This is a genomic window from Streptomyces sp. NPDC004126 (assembly GCF_050275515.1).
GTDB lineage: Bacteria > Actinomycetota > Actinomycetes > Streptomycetales > Streptomycetaceae > Streptomyces.
This window is the reverse complement of record NZ_JBNNPF010000027.1, coordinates 35,932-52,899: the sequence shown is the minus strand read 5'-3', so window position 1 is coordinate 52,899 and position 16,968 is coordinate 35,932. Positions and strand designations below refer to the sequence as shown.

Annotated in this window: 15 protein-coding genes; 5 read left to right on the top strand and 10 right to left on the bottom strand. The window is 73.0% G+C overall.

Translation table 11 applies throughout. The features are described from left to right. The first annotated feature begins 111 nt into the window (after positions 1–111). Entirely contained in the window at positions 112–1,395 is a 1,284-nt protein-coding gene (locus ACQKM2_RS24400; protein WP_427713162.1) for an RNA-guided endonuclease InsQ/TnpB family protein, read from the top strand. Here ACQKM2_RS24400 and ACQKM2_RS24395 read toward each other — a convergent pair. The 4 genes from ACQKM2_RS24395 to ACQKM2_RS24380 form a co-directional block, all read right to left on the bottom strand. Beyond that, the gene (locus ACQKM2_RS24395) at positions 1,371–2,213 is read right to left on the bottom strand and encodes a nitrilase-related carbon-nitrogen hydrolase (protein ID WP_405977840.1); all 843 of its coding nucleotides are present in this window, start codon (positions 2,211–2,213) and stop codon (positions 1,371–1,373) included. The two genes, ACQKM2_RS24400 and ACQKM2_RS24395, sit on opposite strands and share 25 nt — an antisense overlap. Positions 2,214–2,380: 167 nt before the next feature. Then, the gene (locus ACQKM2_RS24390) at positions 2,381–3,928 is read right to left on the bottom strand and encodes a hypothetical protein (RefSeq protein WP_427713159.1); all 1,548 of its coding nucleotides are present in this window, start codon (positions 3,926–3,928) and stop codon (positions 2,381–2,383) included. A gap of 23 nt (positions 3,929–3,951) precedes the next feature. Further along, positions 3,952–4,152 carry a hypothetical protein gene (locus ACQKM2_RS24385; RefSeq protein ID WP_427713157.1) on the bottom strand — a complete coding sequence of 67 codons (201 nt, stop codon included), beginning with the start codon at positions 4,150–4,152 and terminating at the stop codon, positions 3,952–3,954. A 139-nt stretch (positions 4,153–4,291) separates the two neighbouring features. Continuing rightward, positions 4,292–4,543 carry a helix-turn-helix domain-containing protein gene (locus ACQKM2_RS24380; protein ID WP_427713155.1) on the bottom strand — a complete coding sequence of 84 codons (252 nt, stop codon included), beginning with the start codon at positions 4,541–4,543 and terminating at the stop codon, positions 4,292–4,294. A gap of 64 nt (positions 4,544–4,607) precedes the next feature. Between ACQKM2_RS24380 and map the strand changes: the two genes are divergently transcribed. Continuing rightward, a complete protein-coding gene (gene map, locus ACQKM2_RS24375; RefSeq protein WP_427713152.1) occupies positions 4,608–5,375 on the top strand; it encodes a type I methionyl aminopeptidase in 768 nt (255 codons plus the stop codon). Positions 5,376–5,381: 6 nt separating this feature from the next. On the opposite strand, the gene ggt is transcribed toward map, so the two are convergent. Beyond that, positions 5,382–7,181, bottom strand: a complete 1,800-nt coding sequence (gene ggt / locus ACQKM2_RS24370; protein WP_427713149.1) for a gamma-glutamyltransferase — start codon at positions 7,179–7,181, stop codon at positions 5,382–5,384. 101 nt (positions 7,182–7,282) lie between these two features. Here ggt and ACQKM2_RS24365 point away from each other — a divergent pair, with 101 nt between their 5' ends. Continuing rightward, on the top strand, positions 7,283–8,008 hold the full coding sequence (locus ACQKM2_RS24365; RefSeq protein ID WP_427713147.1) for a hypothetical protein: 726 nt from the start codon (positions 7,283–7,285) through the stop codon (positions 8,006–8,008). Here the strand turns inward: ACQKM2_RS24365 and ACQKM2_RS24360 are convergent. The 5 genes from ACQKM2_RS24360 to murJ all read right to left on the bottom strand — a co-directional run bounded on the left by ACQKM2_RS24360 (position 7,968) and on the right by murJ (position 13,685). Further along, positions 7,968–9,236 (bottom strand): cytochrome P450, encoded by a 1,269-nt coding sequence (locus tag ACQKM2_RS24360; protein WP_427713145.1) that lies wholly within the window; start codon positions 9,234–9,236, stop codon positions 7,968–7,970. The two genes, ACQKM2_RS24365 and ACQKM2_RS24360, sit on opposite strands and share 41 nt — an antisense overlap. Positions 9,237–9,305: 69 nt before the next feature. After that, a complete protein-coding gene (locus ACQKM2_RS24355; RefSeq protein ID WP_427713142.1) occupies positions 9,306–9,824 on the bottom strand; it encodes a hypothetical protein in 519 nt (172 codons plus the stop codon). Further along, positions 9,821–11,266, bottom strand: a complete 1,446-nt coding sequence (locus ACQKM2_RS24350; RefSeq protein ID WP_427713140.1) for an ATP-binding protein — start codon at positions 11,264–11,266, stop codon at positions 9,821–9,823. The genes ACQKM2_RS24355 and ACQKM2_RS24350 overlap by 4 nt, the downstream gene beginning before the upstream one ends. Positions 11,267–11,269: 3 nt before the next feature. Further along, positions 11,270–11,950, bottom strand: coding sequence for a response regulator (locus ACQKM2_RS24345; protein WP_427713138.1), 681 nt, complete (start codon positions 11,948–11,950; stop codon positions 11,270–11,272). A 40-nt stretch (positions 11,951–11,990) separates the two neighbouring features. Next, positions 11,991–13,685 (bottom strand): murein biosynthesis integral membrane protein MurJ, encoded by a 1,695-nt coding sequence (murJ, locus tag ACQKM2_RS24340; protein WP_427713136.1) that lies wholly within the window; start codon positions 13,683–13,685, stop codon positions 11,991–11,993. Positions 13,686–13,997: 312 nt separating this feature from the next. On the opposite strand from murJ, the gene ACQKM2_RS24335 reads away from it, so the two are divergent. Then, positions 13,998–15,230, top strand: coding sequence for an Ig-like domain-containing protein (locus ACQKM2_RS24335; protein WP_427713135.1), 1,233 nt, complete (start codon positions 13,998–14,000; stop codon positions 15,228–15,230). Positions 15,231–15,359: 129 nt separating this feature from the next. Continuing rightward, positions 15,360–16,946, top strand: coding sequence for a CocE/NonD family hydrolase (locus ACQKM2_RS24330; RefSeq protein WP_427713132.1), 1,587 nt, complete (start codon positions 15,360–15,362; stop codon positions 16,944–16,946). Positions 16,947–16,968 lie beyond the last annotated feature (22 nt).

Genomic DNA, 16,968 nt, shown 5'->3' with positions numbered 1-16,968 from the left:
TCGGGAAGGGATACGGCCTCGGGCCATGGCCGCGAGGCGGCCCGGTTGTGTACGCATCTGCTCTGACCTTTGCTTTCTTCCGTTGTCAGTGCCGCTTGTTACGTTGCAGTCATGGCGACCGCCGCGAAAGCCCCCGAGGAAGTGTCCGGGCCAGCCCGGTACACCTTCCGGCTGCGCGTTTCGTCTACCGCACTCGCCCTCCTCGAAGGAGAGTGGGCGCGGTGTCGTTGGGTGTGGAACGAGTGCGTGGCGGTGTCCCGCAAGGTCCATGGCCTGACCATGACGGGCTCGGAGAAGCTCACGTGCGGGCCGGCGCAGCTCGACAGAATGCTGACGTCGGCACGGCAGACGATGTACTGGTTGCGTGAGGGTGCGTCGGTGCCGCAGCAGCAGATCATCCGTGACTTCGCGAAGTCCAGGTCGAAGGCGCTGGCGGACATCAAAGCTCGGCTGCCTGTGCCGCAGCGGGCCGGGATGCCGCGCATCAAGCGCAAGCGGGAGGCCCCGCCAAGCCTGAACTACACCGCCCGCGGGTTCCGTATCAAGGACGGCCGCCTGCATTTGGCCGGTGGGATCGTGCTGACCGTGGTGTGGTCGCGGGAGCTGCCCTCGCTTCCGTCGTCGGTGCGCGTGTACCGGGACGGCCTCGGCCACTGGTACGCGTCCTTCGTCGTGTCCGTCCCCGTCCAGCCTCTGCCTGCCACGGGCCGGGTGATCGGGATCGACTGGGGTGTGCGGGAGACCGCCACCACCACCTCCGATGCCCATGACCTGCCCCACACCGGGCGCGGGAAGGCGGCTGCCTCGAAGCTGGCCCGCTACCAGCGGATGATGGCCCGCCGTGCCACTCCGAAGAACCGGCCCGACACCCGCGGGTACAAGGAGGCCCGCAAAGCGTCGGCCAAGGCATCGAAGAAGATCGCCCGGCAGCGGCAGGACGACGCCCGCAAGTGGGCCAAGCGCGTCGTCCGCGACCACGACGCGCTCGCCGTCGAGGACTTCCGACCCAAGTTCTTGGCAAAGACCACCATGGCCCGCAAGGCGGCCGACGCCGCCATCGGCGTGGTCAAGACGTCCCTGGTCGAGATGGCCCGCAAGCACGGCCGGACCGTATACCTGGTCCATCCCGCGCACACCACCATGGAGTGCGCACAGTGCGGAGCGAGAACCAAGCACGCACTCCCCCTCTCCGAACGAACGTACACGTGCACCGCGTGCGGAACTGCGTCCCCCAGGGACAAGAACTCCGCCCGCGTCATGCTCACCCGGGCTGGTCTCAACCCGGCTGGCGCTGATCTCGTAAGACCTGTCACCTGCTGGGTGCCAGGCGAAGTGAGCCAGGAATCCCCTCCTTGCGGGGAGGGGAGGATTCAAGGCTGTACGAGTCCTCCGTAGGCGTCGGGGCGGCGGTCGCGGTAGAAGGCCCACTGGTCGCGGACCTCCTTGATCAGGTCGAAGTCCAGGTCCCGGACGAGGAGTTCCTCCTCCTTGTCGCTGGCGACCTCGCCGACGAACTGGCCGCGCGGGTCGACGAAGTAGCTGGTCCCGTAGAAGTCGTTGTCCCCGTACTCCTCCTGGCCGACGCGGTTGATGGCGGCGACGAAGTACTCGTTGGCCACGGCGGAGGCGGGCTGTTCCAGCTGCCACAGGTACGCCGAGAGGCCGCGGGAGGTGGCGGAGGGGTTGTAGACCAGCTGGGCGCCGCCCAGGCCCAGTTGGCGCCAGCCTTCGGGGAAGTGGCGGTCGTAGCAGATGTAGACGCCGACCTTGCCGACGGCGGTGTCGAAGACGGGCCAGCCGAGGTTGCCGGGGCGGAAGTAGTACTTCTCCCAGAAGCCCTTGACCTGCGGGATGTGGTGCTTGCGGTACTTGCCGAGGTAGCTGCCGTCGGCGTCGATGACGGCCGCGGTGTTGTAGTAGAAGCCCTCGCTCTCCAGCTCGAAGACCGGCACGACGATCACCATGCCGGTCTCGCGGGCCAGCTCCTGCATCCGGCGCACGGTGGGGCCGTCGGGGACGGGCTCGGCCCAGCGGTAGTGCTCGGGTTCCTGGACCTGGCAGAAGTAGGGGGCGTTGAACACTTCCTGGAAGCCGATGATCTGCGCGCCCTGGGCGGCCGCCCGGCGGGCGTGCGCCTCGTGTTTGGCGATCATCGACTCGGTGTCTCCGGTCCAGGTGGCCTGGACGAGTGCGGCGCGGACGACTTGGGCCATGAGCTGCTCCTCGCGACGGGAACGCCGGCTTCTACGCACGTAGACGGTGTGCGTAGGGAGTCGAAGGTAGGCCTCGTCACAGCGTGGGGCAAGACCGCCTTGCGCGATTGGAGTAGTCGATCACGTTACGTCGCCACGTGGGCGTTTGCGGTCAGCAGACGGGCGGTTCAGGCCACCGGGATACCGGCCACCCGCAGGGCGTGCGCCAGGTCGCGGTGCCGGGTGGCGGACAGGTCCCGGGCGGCGCGCAGCAGCCGGGGGGCGAACCAGTGCGGGTCCCGGCGGGCCAGGCCGGCCGCCTCCTCGGCGGTGCGCAGCCGGACGAAGGCGCCGAGCAGGGCCTGGGCCTCGCGGTCCCGGCCGGCCGTGCCGAGGGCGAGGGCGGCTTCGGCGACCTCGGCGGCGGGGCGGGCCACACCCTGGCGCAGCAGGCCGTCGCAGTCGGCCTCCCGGCCGGCCTCGCCGAGGGCGGCGGCGGCCGCGGCGAGCCGGTCGGGCGGGAGCGAGGCCGCCTCCCAGAGCAGGGTGGCCCAGTCGGCGGCGAGTCCCGCGCGGCCGAGCTCGGCGGCGAGGGCGGGCAGTTCGGCGGCGGGCCAGGCGGCGGCCTCGCAGAGCAGGGCGTGCGCCTCGCCGCTGCGGCCCTGGGCGCGCAGCGCGAGCAGCTCGGCGGTGAACCCGCCGCGGGGGCCGGTCGCCGGGGCGTCCCAGACGGAGGGCTCGTCGGAGGCGGCGTGGTCGGCCTCCGGGTCTTCCGGGCGGGGGTAGGCTGCGCCCGGCTCGGCACCGGCGGGGTGCGCGTGGGCCGCACCGGGCGCGCGCCGGTCCGGCGGGGTCCGGTCGCCGGCCGGGCGGAGGTAGCGGGCCCCGCGCGGCGGCGGTACGGGGAGGTCCGGCACGGCCCCGGCGGGTGGGGCGGGCTCCGCGGGCAGCGCGGGTGCCGGCGCGGCGGCAGCCGACGGCGCCCCCGCGTACCGGGCGCCGCCGCCCCGCCGGGCCCCCCGCAGCCACCGTCCGCCCTCCCGCTGCGCGGGCACCGCGGGCAGCGGCCCGGGCTCGGACCGCGGCGCGGCCCCTCCCTCCGGCTCCGGGCGCGGCTGCGGCTGCCGCTGCGGCTGCGGCTGCGGCTGCGGCTGCGGAACCGGCTCCCGCCCCGGCCACGGCTGCGGCCAGGTCTGCGGCCCCGAGCCCTGCTGCGGCCCCGGCCCCGGGATCAGGGCGGTCGGCCCGAGGGCGGCCAGGCGGGATCCCAGGTCCGCGTGCCGGGCGGCGGCGCGGGTCGCGTCGTCGCGGGTCCAGGCCAGTTCCCGGTTCAGGGCGGCCGCCTCCCCCGGGTCCCCGGTGGCGGTGAGCCGGGCGGTCAGGGTGTGCAGCGCCCGGTCCAGGGCGGCCCGCTGGGCGGCGGCGGTGTCGAGCAGGGTCCGCAGCTCCCCCGCGCCGCCCGGCATGGCGTCCCACGCGGCGACCGCGGCCGCCCGCAGCGAGGCCGCGTACGCCGCCTCGCCGGCCGCGCCGCCCGGCTCGCCCGGCAGGTCGCCGAGCAGCGATTCCAGTACGTCCCACGGCGGCACCGCGACCCCGTCGAGGCAGGCGCGCATCCCCTCCGGATCCCGCCGCAGGAACTCCCCGTACCAGCCGGCTCCGGGATCCAGTCTCTGCGTCAACCCCCGCAGGTAGTCCGTGAGTTGCCCGATCACCAGCGCAGTCGGCGTCTCCATGCACGCATTGCATCCCACCCGTGTTACGGGCGGGCTACGGAAATCTCAAACCTTGACGGCGAACCCGCGTCCACAGCGCTCCCGTCCACCGTGAGGACGCCGCCGGCCGGCGCCGGGGTCAGGGCGGCGGTCCGCCCTGCGGGGGTGGAGCAGGCCGCGGCCAGCAGTGCGGCCGCGAGGAGGGCGCCGAGGAGTGCGAGGCCGAGGCGTTTGGCTGCGTTCATCACTGACACGCCTTCACCGCTTCCCGGATCCGCGAATCCGCAACGCCCATTGGTCCGTCCGGCCGCCGGACACGCCCACAAGGGGGGCGGCGGCTACCGCCCTGCGAGGAGCCTCGCATCAGCCGCGGGGGCTGAGCGGTCAGGCCGGGACGAGCGCGCAGCGGCGGATGACCTCGTCCAGGGAGAGCCCGAGGACCTGGGCCAGGGCGGCGACCGTGAAGAAGGCGGGGGTGGGCGCCCGGCCGGTCTCGATCTTGCGGAGGGTCTCGGCGGAGAGGCCGGCGCCGGCCGCGACCTCGACCATGCTGCGGCCTGCGCGCGCCTCGCGCAGCAGCGCGCCCAGGCGCTCGCCGCGCTCGCGCTCTTCGGGTGTCAGGGGGGTGCGGACCATGACCCCATCCTACCCCGTCCGCCAATAACTATCCCGGTAAACAAATACCGGTATAGTTATTGGCATGGTTCAACTGAAGACCGACAGGTCGATCGACGAGATGCGCGCCGCGGGCCGGGTGGTGGCGCAGGCCCTGGCCGCCGTACGCGGAGCCGCCCGGGTCGGGGTGTCCCTGCTGGAGCTGGACGCGGCGGCCCGCGCGGTCCTGCGCGAGGCCGGCGCCACCTCCCCCTTCCTCGGCTACCGGCCGCACTTCGCTCCGGTGCCCTTCCCGGCCGTGGTCTGCGCCTCGGTCAACGACGCGATCGTCCACGGCATCCCGGACGGCTACCGGCTCCGCGACGGGGACCTGGTCAGCATCGACTGCGGGGCGAAGCTGCGCGGCTGGTGCGGGGACTCGGCCGTCAGCTTCACCGTCGGCCGGCCGCACCCCGAGGACCTGCGCCTCGTGGAGACCGCCGAGCGGGCCCTCGCCGCCGGCATCGCCGCCGCCGTCCCCGGGAACCGGATCGGCGACATCGCCCACGCCATCGGCACCGTCTGCCGCTCCGCCGGCTACGGCATCCCCGACGGATTCGGCGGCCACGGCATCGGCCGCAGCATGCACGAGGACCCGGGCGTCCCCAACGAGGGACCGCCGGGGCGCGGCATGAAGCTGCGCCCCGGCATGGTCATCGCGATCGAGCCGATGCTGATCGCGGGAGGTACGGACGACTACGCCTGCGACCCCGACGGCTGGACCCTGCGCACCACCGACGGCTCCCGCGCCGCCCACGCCGAGCACACCGTCGCCGTCACCGCGGGCGGCCCGAGGATCCTCACCGCCCTGTAGGAGCGGTCACGGCTTGCCCTGCGGCCGTACGACCATCGCCGAGCCGCCGCCCCTGCGGGTGGTCTCGGCCGCCGCCAGCCAGCGGCCGTCGGGCAGCCGCTGGACGCCGGTCGCGGCACCGATCTCGGGGTTCTGCCGGAAGGCCTGGCCCAGGCCCTCCAGTTCGGCGCGCAGCGGGCTGTTCCACAGGCCCGGCTCCAGCTCGGTGGTGGTCTGGTTGCGCTGGCTGGCGCGCGGGGCCGCGATGGCGTCCACCAGCGGCAGGCCCCGGTCCAGGTGGCCGGTCAGGGTCTGCAGGACGGTGGTGATGATGGTGGCGCCGCCCGGGGAGCCGACCGCGAGGACCGGACGGCCGTGGTCCAGGACGATGGTCGGGGACATGGACGAGCGCGGGCGCTTGCCGGGGCCGGGCAGGTTGGGGTCGGGCACGCCGGGGGCCGCCGGGGCGAAGGAGAAGTCGGTCAGCTCGTTGTTGAGCAGGAAGCCCCGCCCGGGGACGGTGATGGCGCTGCCGCCGGTGGACTCGATGGTCAGGGTGTAGGAGACCACGTTGCCCCAGCGGTCGGCGACCGTCAGGTGCGTGGTGTTCTCCCCCTCGTAGGTGGTGGGGGCGGTCTCGCCCGTGGTGGCGCAGGGGACCGGATTGCGGGGGTCGCCGGGGGCCAGCGGGCTGGTCAGCGTCCGGTCGGGCTTGATCAGGCAGGCGCGGCTGTCGGCGAACCGCTGCGAGAGCAGCTCCCGCGTGGGCACGGACTCGGCGGCCGGGTCGCCGACCCAGCGCCCCCGGTCGGCGAAGGCGATCCGGGAGGCCTCGATGTAGCGGTGCAGGTACTGCGCCTGGGACAGCCCGGACAGGTCGGTGCGCTCCAGGATGTTCAGCGCCTCGCCGACGGTGGTGCCGCCGGAGGAGGACGGCGCCATGCTGTAGACGTCCAGGCCCCGGTACGCGATCTGCGTCGGGGCCTGCCGCTTGGTCGCGTAGGCGCGCAGGTCGGCGGTGGTCAGGTCGCCGGGGCGGACGTTGCGGGTGGCGGCCGGGTCGACGGGGGGCTTGCGGACGGTGTTGACGATGTCCTCGGCGATCGGGCCCCGGTAGAGCGCGCCGGTGCCCTTGCGGGCGAGTTCGGCGTAGGTGGCGGCGAGGTCCGGGTTCTTGAAGGTGGAGCCGACGACGGGCAGTTGCCCGCCCGGCAGGAACAGCTCGCGGGTGGCGGGGAAGTCCCTGAAGCGGTCCTGGTTGGCCTCGGTCTGGGCGCGGAAGGTGCTGTCGACCGTGAAGCCGTCGCGGGCCAGTTTCTCGGCGGGGCGCAGGAGCTGGGCGAGCGGGCGGCTGCCCCAGGCGTCGAGGGCGCTCTTCCAGGTGGCGGGGGTGCCGGGGACGCCGACCGAGCGCCCGCTGGTCTGGCCCTCGGCGAAGGGGATGGGGACGCCGTTCTCCTGGAAGAGGGTGGCGGTGGCCGTGGCGGGGGCGGTCTCGCGGCCGTCGATGGTGTGCACCCGGCGGGAGGAGGCGTCGTAGTAGACGAAGTAGCCGCCCCCGCCGATCCCGGCGGAGTACGGCTCGGTGACCCCGAGCGCGGCGGCGACGGCGACGGCGGCGTCCACGGCGTTGCCGCCGGCCCGCAGTACCGCGATGCCGGCGGCGGAGGCGTCGGCGTCGACGCTGGCGACGGCGCCGCCGTAGCCGGCGGCGACCGGCACCTTGGGCGGGGCGGGGGCCTGCTGGGGCGGGGCGGCGGCCCCGGTGGAGACGAGCGCCCCGGCGAGGGCTGCGAACGCTAACTGACGTGCGGCGGAAGCGCGCATCCGGTTCCTCCAGTCGACTGCCTGTCAGACCTAGGGTCGGCAGCCTAACTTCACGGGGCGGGCCGCGTCATGACGGCGGCGTGACGGCTACCATCCGCCGCATGAACGACGACGTGCGCAACATAGTGCTCGGGTTGGTGGCCACCGCCGTCAGCGGTGGCTTCGGCTGGTTCACGCGGACGTACCTGTGGCGTCGGGCGCTCCGCCGCAAACAGGCCTTCTTCGGACTGCCGGCCGGGGCGGACTGCCTGTTCGTGGTGAACCGGAAGCCGGACGCCGACGCGTGGTCGGTCCACCGCAACGACGCGTTCGCCCTGCTGGAGACATCCGCCCTGATCAAGGACTGCGGTGCGACCCTTCAGCTCGTCTCGCACGACGGAGTCCGCCAAGGCATCGGCGAGCGTTCGGAGTTCTGCGTGGGCGGCCCCTCCTCGAACACGCGGACGGTGGCCCACCTGGCCTCCATGCTGCCCGGCGTGCGGGTCGGCGCCTTCGACGGGCCGGCACCGGACCGCCTGGCGATCCAGGTGGGCGGGGAGAGCTACCCCTGGCAGAAGGGCCGGGTGGAACACGTGCTGCTGGCCCGGCTGATGACCGGACCGGGAACCCGGCCGGTGTTCCTCATATCCGGGCAGACGGCGGTCAGCAACCAGGCGGGCGCCCGCTACCTGGCCCGCAACCACCGGGAGCTGGCCCGGAAGTACCGGCGGGAGTCGTTCTGCCTGGTGCTGAAGGTGGTCAACTCCGACGCCTACGGCCCGGACGTGACGGAGCTGGTGGCCGACGTCACCGCCGCGGCGCGGACACCCGCAGCGGCAGCCGGGTGATGCCGTTGATGAAGTTGGAGACCAGCCGGCGCGGCTCCCCCGCGAGTTCGGGCGCGGGCATCGCCGTACGCCACTCCTCGTAGAGGGTGCGCAGCTGGAGCCGGGCGAAGTGGGCGCCGAGGCAGACGTGCGGGCCGTCGCCGAAGGAGACGTGCGGGTTCGGGGAGCGGTCGAGGTCGAGCCGGCCGGGGTCGGGGAAGACGCGTTCGTCGTGGTTGGCGGAGGCGTGGAAGACCACGACCTTGTCGCCGGCGCGGATCGTGGTCCCGGCGAGTTCGGTGTCGTGGGCGGCGGTGCGGCGGAAACTGAGCACCGGCGGATGGACGCGCAGGAGTTCCTCGACGGCCCGGTCCGTGCCGGTGGCGCCGTCGGCCAGCCCGCGGTAGGCGTCCGGGTTCCGGGCCAGGGCGAGGAGGCCTCCGGGTGCGGCGCTGCGGACGGTGTCGTTGCCGGCGACGGTGAGCAGGAAGAAGAACATCTCCAGCTCGGCGGGGTCCAGTCCGGCCTGGGCGAGGGCGGTCATCACGTCGTCCCCGGGGTGGGCGCGCTTGTGCGCGGCGAGTTCCCGGGCGTAGCCGAACATCTCGCCGAGCAGGGCCGGGGAGCGCGGGTTCAGCGGCTTGCCGTCGGGGCCGAGGAGGGGTTCGGGGGCGTCCTCGGGGTCCTGGTAGCCGATGACGCGTACGGTCCACTCCAGCAGCAGGCCCCGGTCGGCGGGCGGGACGCCCAGCAGGTCGGTGAGGTTGAGCAGGGCGTACTCGTCGGTGACGGCGCGCACCACGTCGGCGGCGCCGTCCTCGGCGCCGTCGCGGGCGGCGGCCAGCAGGGTGCGGGCGCGCTCGCGGGCCCGGTCCGCGAAGGCGTCGACCCGGGCGGGGGTGAAGGCGCGGGAGACCAGGCGGCGCAGCCGGCCGTGCCCGGGAGGGTCCTGGTTGAGCATGGTGCTGCGCAGGAACGGCAGGTCGGCGGGGTCGGGGTCGCGGATCTGGGTGGCGCCGAGCCAGGAGGAGTACGCGGTGTGGTCGCGCAGGACGCGGACGACGTCGGCGTGCCGGGTGACGGCCCAGAAGCCGGGCCCGGCGGGCCAGCCCTGGACTTCGGGCTCCTCCTGCCAGGCGACCGGGTGCCGCTCGCGCAGCAGCCGGTAGCGCTCGTGCGGGACGCCTTCGGCGTAGAGGCGGGGGTCGAAGACGTCGGGGATGCCGGCGGTCCGGGCGGCGCGTTCCATGGTCCACACGGTGGCGGGACGGCGGGGGCGGCCGCAAGGGCCCGTGGCCCCTGGGCCGTGTCTTTCGGATCAGGCCGTGCCCCCGAGTTCGCAGCGGGCCGGCTCCAGCGCGGTGTCGGTGCCGCGCAGCACCACCTCGAAGGCCGGGGCGAGGGTGGACAGGGCGCTGCACACGAGCTGGCGGCGGGCGATCGGGTCCAGGTCGGCGACGGGGAAGGGGAGCCGTGTCTCCACCCGGTCGCGGGCGGTGAAGCCGACGCCGATCTGCTCCAGCCCCGCCGCGTCGACCGGGGGGAGCCGGGTGCCGAGCCCTGCTTCCAGTTCCGCGGCTCCGGGGCCGGCGAGGAGTCCCGTCAGGCTGCCGCGGGGGCCGTCGCCGGTGTGCTCGGGCTGCGGTGCGGGGGCGAGCCTTCCCTCGGGGGTGACGAAGTAGGCCATCGAGGTGCGGGCGGGCGCGGCGACGGCCACCTTGGCGGCCGCGCCGCTCTCGATGACCCCGGTCGGTTTGATCCCGCAGCCGGTGAGCAGCAGCGCCTGGCCGAGCAGGGCGGCGGCGCAGGCCGCGCGGGTCCGCGTACGGCTGCTCATGCGGTGGCCTCCAGGGGCATGTCGAGGGTGAACACGGCGCCCCCTTCCGGTCCGTTGGCGGCGCTCAGGGTGCCGCCGTGGAGCCGGACGTTCTCCAGGGTGATGGCGAGTCCGAGACCGCTGCCGGCGGAGCGGGCGCGGGCGGCGTCGGCCTTGTAGAACCGGTCGAAGATGTGCGGGAGCACCTCCTCCGCGATGCCGGGTCCGCTGTCGGCGACCTCCAGCAGCAGGCGTGGTCCGCCGGGGTGCTCCTGGGTGCGCACGGCGACCCGTACGGGGGCCTCGCCGTGCCGCAGGGCGTTGCCGACGAGGTTGGCGAGGACCACGTCGAAGCGGCGCGGGTCCAGCCGGGCGCGGATCCCTTCGGGGAGGTCGGTGGTGACCCGGTCGTCGTCCCAGCGGCGGCGCTCCAGGGTCTTGCCGACGGCCTCGGCGACGTCCACGTCGTCGAGGTTGAGTCCGGCGGCGCGGGCGTCGAAGCGGGAGATCTCCATCAGGTCCTCGACGAGTACGGCGAGCTTGCCCGTCTCGGCGCTGATCAGCCGCAGCGCCTTGGCGGTGTCGGGGTCGAGGCCGGCCGCGTCCTCGTCGAGGACCTCGGTGACGGCGAGCATCCCGGCGAGCGGGGTGCGCAGTTCGTGGGAGACGTCGGCGGCGAAGCGGCGGGCCCGGGCCTCCGCCTCCCGCAGCTCGGTGACGGACTCCTCCAGGGCGCCGGCGGTCTCGTTGAAGGTGCGGGCGAGGCCGGCGAGTTCGTCGGCGCCCCGGACGGTGATGCGGGTGTCGAGGCGGCCCCGGCCCAGGTTCTGGGCGGCGCGGCGCATGTCGCGGACGGGGCGCAGGACGCTGCGCGCGGCGAGCAGGGCGGGTACGAGGGAGATGGCCAGGCCCGGTACGGCGCCCTGTTTGGCGGCTTCGACCATGGCGTCGACGGTCTGCTGTTCGCTGGTGAGCGGCATGACGGCGTAGACGGTGACGCCGGTGGGCTCGCGGTTGCCGTTGCGGGTGAAGACGGCGGGCATGCCGATGGTGAGGTAGGGCTCGCCGCGGCCGTCCTGCACCCGCTGGAAGGCGCCGTGCGGGTTGGCCGCGACCTGCTCGCGCAGCTTCTCGGTGAGGACGGCGGAGGTGGTGGGGGTGCCGTTGGAGGAGGCGCGCAGGGTGCCGTACTCGCCGTAGACCACCCAGGAGTGGGGTTTTCCGCGTTTGCCCAGGTCGTTGACGAGGCGCTGGAGCTGCTGGCGGTCCATGGGCAGGCTCATGCCCTGGCCCTCCAGCTGGTCGCGCAGGGTGCTGACGGCGGTGTCCTGGCTCTGGGTCAGTACGGCCCTGCGGGCCTGCCGGTAGGTGAGGGCGGCGGTGCTGACGGCGCAGATGGTGGCGACGAGCAGGAACGCGGCGATCAGCCGGGTGCGCAGGCCGAGCGGCGGGAGGCGGCGCACGGCCTAGAGGGGGCCGAAGCGGTAGCCGAAGCCCCGCACGGTCTGTATGTAGCGGGGGTGGCCTTCGGGGTCCTCGACCTTGTTGCGCAGCCGGCGTACGCAGGCGTCCACGAGCCGGGCGTCGGCGTGGTAGCTGTGCTCCCACACGTACTCCAGCAGCTGCTGCCGGGAGAAGACCTGTTCGGGTGAGGCCGAAAGGTGGAGCAGGAGCTTGAGCTCACTGGGTGCGAGGGCGACGCGCTCGCCGTTCTTGGCGACGGTCAGTCCGGCGCGGTCGACGGCGAGTTCGCCGTGGTGTTCCACGCCGGGCAGGCCGCCGGGGCCCTTGAGGCGGCGCAGCACGGCCTTGATCCGGGCCTCGATGATCTCGGTGCGGGCGGGTTTGACGATGTAGTCGTCGGCTCCGGCCTCCAGGCCGACGACGATGTCGAAGTCGTCGCCGCGTGCGGTGAGCATGATGATGGGGACCTGGCTGGTCTCGCGGATCCGGCGGCAGACCTGTACGCCGTTGATGCCGGGCAGCATGAGGTCCAGCAGGACGAGCTCGGGGCGGAAGCCGCCGATGAGGGCGAGTCCTTCCTCGCCGGTGGCGGCGGCGCTCACCTCGTGGCCGCGGCGGCGCAGGCCGAGGCCGACTCCTTCCCTGATGGAAGGGTCGTCCTCGATCAGCAGTACGCGTGGCATCCGGTCAGTATTCCAGGGTGGTTCATGTGGTTTCCTCCCGCTATCGGCCGACCTTCCGGCGCAGGGAGTCCAGCAGGTCGGTGATCTCGGCCAGCCGCAGCGGCCGGGCGAGGAGTACGACGACCAGGGCGAGCGCGGCGGTTCCCGCTCCGGCGGCGGCGAAGGAGCCGAGGCCGGCGGCGGCGCGGGCGGCCGCGTAGGCGGCGGCAGCGGCGGGCAGGCAGGCGGCGAGCAGCCGCAGGTGGGTGGTGACGGCGGTGGTGCGGGCCTTCGCGCGCGGGCCGAGCCTCCGGGAGAGGGCGTACGCGGTGACGGCGGCGCCCGCGATGAAGGCGAGGGAGGTGGCGGCGGCCATGCCGGTGACGGCCCAGCGGACCGGCAACAGCAGGTAGGCGGCGTAGGACAGGCCGGCGTTGAGGGCGACGATGACCAGGTTGAGGAAGAAGGGGGTGCGGGTGTCGGAGAGGGCGTAGAAGCCGCGCGCGAGGGCGTACTGGGCGGAGTAGGCGATCAGGCCGGGGGCGAAGGCGGCGAGCATGCCGGCCATGGCCGCGACCTCGGCGGGGGTGACCTTGCCGTATCCGGAGACGCAGTCCATCACCCAGGGGGCCAGCGCGGCGAAGAGGGCGGCGGCGGGGACCACGAGGGCGGCGCTGGAGCGCAGGGCGTAGGAGACGTCCTCGCGGAGGGCGGTGAGGTCGCCGTCGGCGGCGGCCGAGCTCATCCGGGGCATGAGGGCGGTGACCAGGGAGACGGTGATGATGCCCTGGGGGACGATCCACAGCTGGTAGGCGCTGGTGTAGGCGGCGTAGCCGTAGCCGGGGGCCCGGTCGCCGATGGTGGTGGAGAGCTTGGTCACCACCCAGTAGGCGATCTGGTTGCTGAGGACGAGCACGACCAGCCAGCCCGCGTTGCGCAGGGGGCGGGTGAGGCCGCTGCCGCGCCAGTCGAAGCGGGGGCGCCAGCGGAAGCGGGCGGCGCGCAGCGAGGGGACGAGGGCGAGGGCCTGGACGGCGATCCCGGCGGTGGTGCCGATGCCCAGCAGCCGGGTGTCGGCGGCGTCGAGGGCGTCGCGGCCGCCTCCGGAGGCGTACAGGAAGAAGCCGAAGACGCCGATGATCACGACGTTGTTGAGGACCGGGGTCCACATCATCGCGCCGAACCGGCCGCGCGCGTTCAGCACTTGGCCGAGCAGGGTGAACAGCCCGTAGAAGAGGATCTGCGGGAGGCAGAAGCGGGCCAGGGCGATGACGGTGCTCCGCTGGGCGTCCGTGTAGGAGGCGGGGGTGTACGCGTCGACGATCAGCGGGGCGGCGAGGACGGCGGCGGCGGTGAGCGCGAGGAGCGCCGCGGCGCAGGCGGTCAGCAGCCGGTCGGTGTACGCGGCGCCGCCGTCGCGGTGCTCCTTGGCGGCGCGGACCAGCTCGGGGACGAAGACGGCGTTGAGGGCGCCGCCGATGAGCAGCATGTAGATGATGTTCGGGACGGTGTTGGCGACGGTGTAGCCGTCTCCGAGGAATCCGGCGCCCAGCGCGGCGAGGACCACGGCGGAGCGGACGAAGCCGGTGGCGCGGGAGACGACGGAGCCGGCGGCCATCAGCGCGCCGCTGCGCAGCACCGAGGCCTTCTCCGGGGCCCCGGCGGCCGTCGTGACGGCCGCCGCCGTCGTGGGCGCCGGGCCCGCGGGGGCCGCGGGGGCCGCGCCCGGTGCCGCGCTGCTGGTGGATCCGTACATCGGGGTCTTTCCCTTCGCCGAGCCGAAGGTGGGAGGGTAACCCGGCGGCCGGGGCCGGGTTAATTCACGTCCCGGTAGGGTCCTTTGGCCCCCGTCCCGACGCGGAAGGCCCTTTTCCCGCCCCGGAGGCCGCCCGTTGGCCAATTCCGGACGGCCGGATTCCACAAGTCCTCGAATGTGACCGGATGGCAACAGTTCCGCTGCGGCCCATGTCACAACGGCCCTGGGCAAGTTTTTCCGCCGAATGCGCAACCTAATGTGGCCGTGTTCGCTCCTTACCTGAGGACGACCGTTATTCCGGAGGGGTTTTCGTTGAGCCGTACACGCCGCACCGCACTTCCGCGCCGCCGCACCCGTCACGCGGTGCTGGCGGGCACCGCACTGCTGACCCTCGCCCTCAGTGCCTGCGGGGGCGGCGGCTCGGACGGGAAGGCGGGCGGCGACGGCAAGGCGGGCGGCACGGAGAAGGGCCCGGACATGGCGATCTCGGTGAACCTCACCGGTGACCAGGTCAAGGCCGGCGAGCCCGTGAAGGTGACCCTCGCCGACGGCAAGTTCTCCCTGGTCAAGGTGGTGGACGGCAAGGGCGGGGAGCTGGCCGGACAGATATCCGCCGACGGCCGGACCTGGACGTCGGAGCGCAACGCCTCCCCCGGCACCGACTACAAGGTCGATGCGCAGAACACCGCCAGCCAGAGCGCGAGCACCCAGTTCAAGACCTCGCCCGCGGACAAGGTGAACAAGGTCTCCATCAACATCCCGAAGGGCAGCACGGTGGGCGTCGCGATGCCCGTTTCGCTGGTCTTCGACAATCCGGTGAAGAACAAGGCCGAGGTCGAGAAGCAGCTGAAGGTGACCACCTCGAACAACACCGAGGGTTCCTGGGGCTGGTTCAAGGACTATTCCGGGAAGGACCGGGTGGACTGGCGGCCGAAGGACTACTGGAAGTCCGGCACCGACGTGAAGGTCGACATGAAGCTGAGCGGCGTGGACTCCGGTTCCGGCGGCGGGCTCTTCGCGCGGGATTACAACACCGAGTTCAAGATAGGCAAGGACCGCCGGATGGAGGTCAGCCTCGACACCAAGAAGATGACGGTGTCCGAGGACGGCCAGACGGTGAAGACGATCCCGGTCTCGGCGGGCACGCCCGGCGGCCAGAAGGCGTCCTGGTCCGGGAAGATGGTGCTGATGTCGAAGGAGGGCACCATCCGGATGGACTCCCAGACGGTGGGCCTGGGCGACTCCTACGACAAGATGGTCGACTACTCGATGCGGCTGACCTGGTCGGGCATGTACGCGCACGCCGCTCCCTGGAACAGCGCCAACTTCGGCCGGGTCAACTCCAGCTCGGGCTGCGTGGGCATGAGCGACGCCGAGGCCAAGTCCTTCTACGAGCGGGTGCAGGTCGGCGATCCCTTCGAGGTGGTCGGCAGCGGTTCCAAGGGCAACGCCGACCTCGGCAACGGGTATGGCGAGTGGAACCTGTCGTGGGACCAGTGGAAGGCGAAGAGCGCCCTGGCCGGCGGCGGCACCCAGCAGGGCTGACCGTACGGGCGGCCGACTGCCCCCCCTCAATTGTTACCGCTACGTAACTTACTCACGGGTTACCTTGAGTAAGCCCCTCCCGTTACCGTCGGGTCACTTTTGGACACCGGCGCACGCGAGGAGCGATCGATGAGAAGCCGCCCCACCACCGCAGCGGCCGCGGCCGCACTGCTCGCGGCGACCGCCCTGGGCCTGTCCCCCCATCAGGCCCAGGCGGCCCCCGCCGCCGCCACCTCGCAGGCCAACGCGTCCTCGCAGGTGCGCTTCCACGACATCCCCGGCTCGGGCGGCATCACCCTCAAGGGCAACGTCTTCACCCCGGCCGGCGCCGAGCCCGGCCGGAAGTACCCGCTGATCGTGCTCCCCACCAGCTGGGGCATGCCGCAGATCGAATACATCGCCCAGGCCAAGCAGCTCGCCGACTCCGGCTACGTCGTGGTGAGTTACACCTCCCGCGGCTTCTGGCTCTCCGGCGGGCAGATCGAGACCGCCGGGCCGGCGGACATCGCCGACGTCTCCGCCGTCATCGACTGGGCCCTCGCCAACGCCCCCGCCGACCCCGGCCGCATCGGCCTCGGCGGGGTCTCCTACGGGGCCGGCATCAGCCTGCTGGCCTCCGCGCACGATCCCCGCGTCAAGGCCGTGGTGGCCCTCAGCGGCTGGGCCGACCTCATCGAGTCCATCTACTCCGGCCGCACCCAGCACCTCCAGGCCGCCGGCATGCTCGGCGCCGCCGGCATGCTCACCGGGCGCCCCGGACCCGAACTCCAGCAGATCCTCGGTGACTTCCTCGGGTCGAAGCTGGAGAACGAGCAGGCGATGATCGAGTGGGGCAAGAAGCGCTCCGCCTCCGAGCAGGTCGACCGGATCAACGCCAACGGCGCCGCGATCATGCTCGGCAACGCCTGGGGCGACACCATCTTCCCGCCCAACCAGTACGCCGGGTTCTTCGAGAAGCTCACCGGCCCCAAGCGCCTGGAGTTCCGGCCCGGCGACCACGCCACCGCCGAGGCCACCGGACTGCTCGGCCTGCCCAACGACACCTGGACCAACGCCCACCGCTGGTTCGACCGCTACCTCAAGGGCGAGCGCAACGGGGTCGACACCGAGGCCCCCGTACAGCTCAAGTCCCGCAGCACCGACGGGTACGAGGGCTACGCCGACTGGAAGTCGGTCGGCTCCGGCGGCACCGAGAAGCTCCCGCTCGCCGACAGCGAGCACGTCTGGGCGAACGTCGACTCCGGCGCCAACGGCGGGATCCTCTTCCTCTCCAGCGTCCTCGACCAGTTCGCGAAGGCCCCGCCGACCGCCTCGATCCCGCTGCTCCCCCGCGCCTTCGCCGCGGTCTGGCAGTCCCCGCGCTACGAGGAGGAGCGCCGGATCCGCGGCACCGTGCGCCTGCACACCACCGTCACGCCGACCAAGGGCGACGGCACCTTCGTCGCCTACCTCTACGACGTCGGCCCGCTCGGCATCGGCAAGCTCGTCAGCAACGCCCCGTACACCTTCCACGGGAAGGCCCCCGGGCAGTCCTTCGGGGTCGACCTCGACCTCTTCTCCACCGCCTACGACGTCCCCGAGGGCCACCGCCTGGCCCTCGTCGTCGACACGGTCGACCCGCTCTACATCGAGCACAACCCCGCCGGCGCGCAGCTGACCTTCTCCTCGCCGCGCACCGATCCCTCGTACGTCTCGGTGCCGCTGCGCGAACAGTGATCCGCGGCCGCTGCCGGGGGGC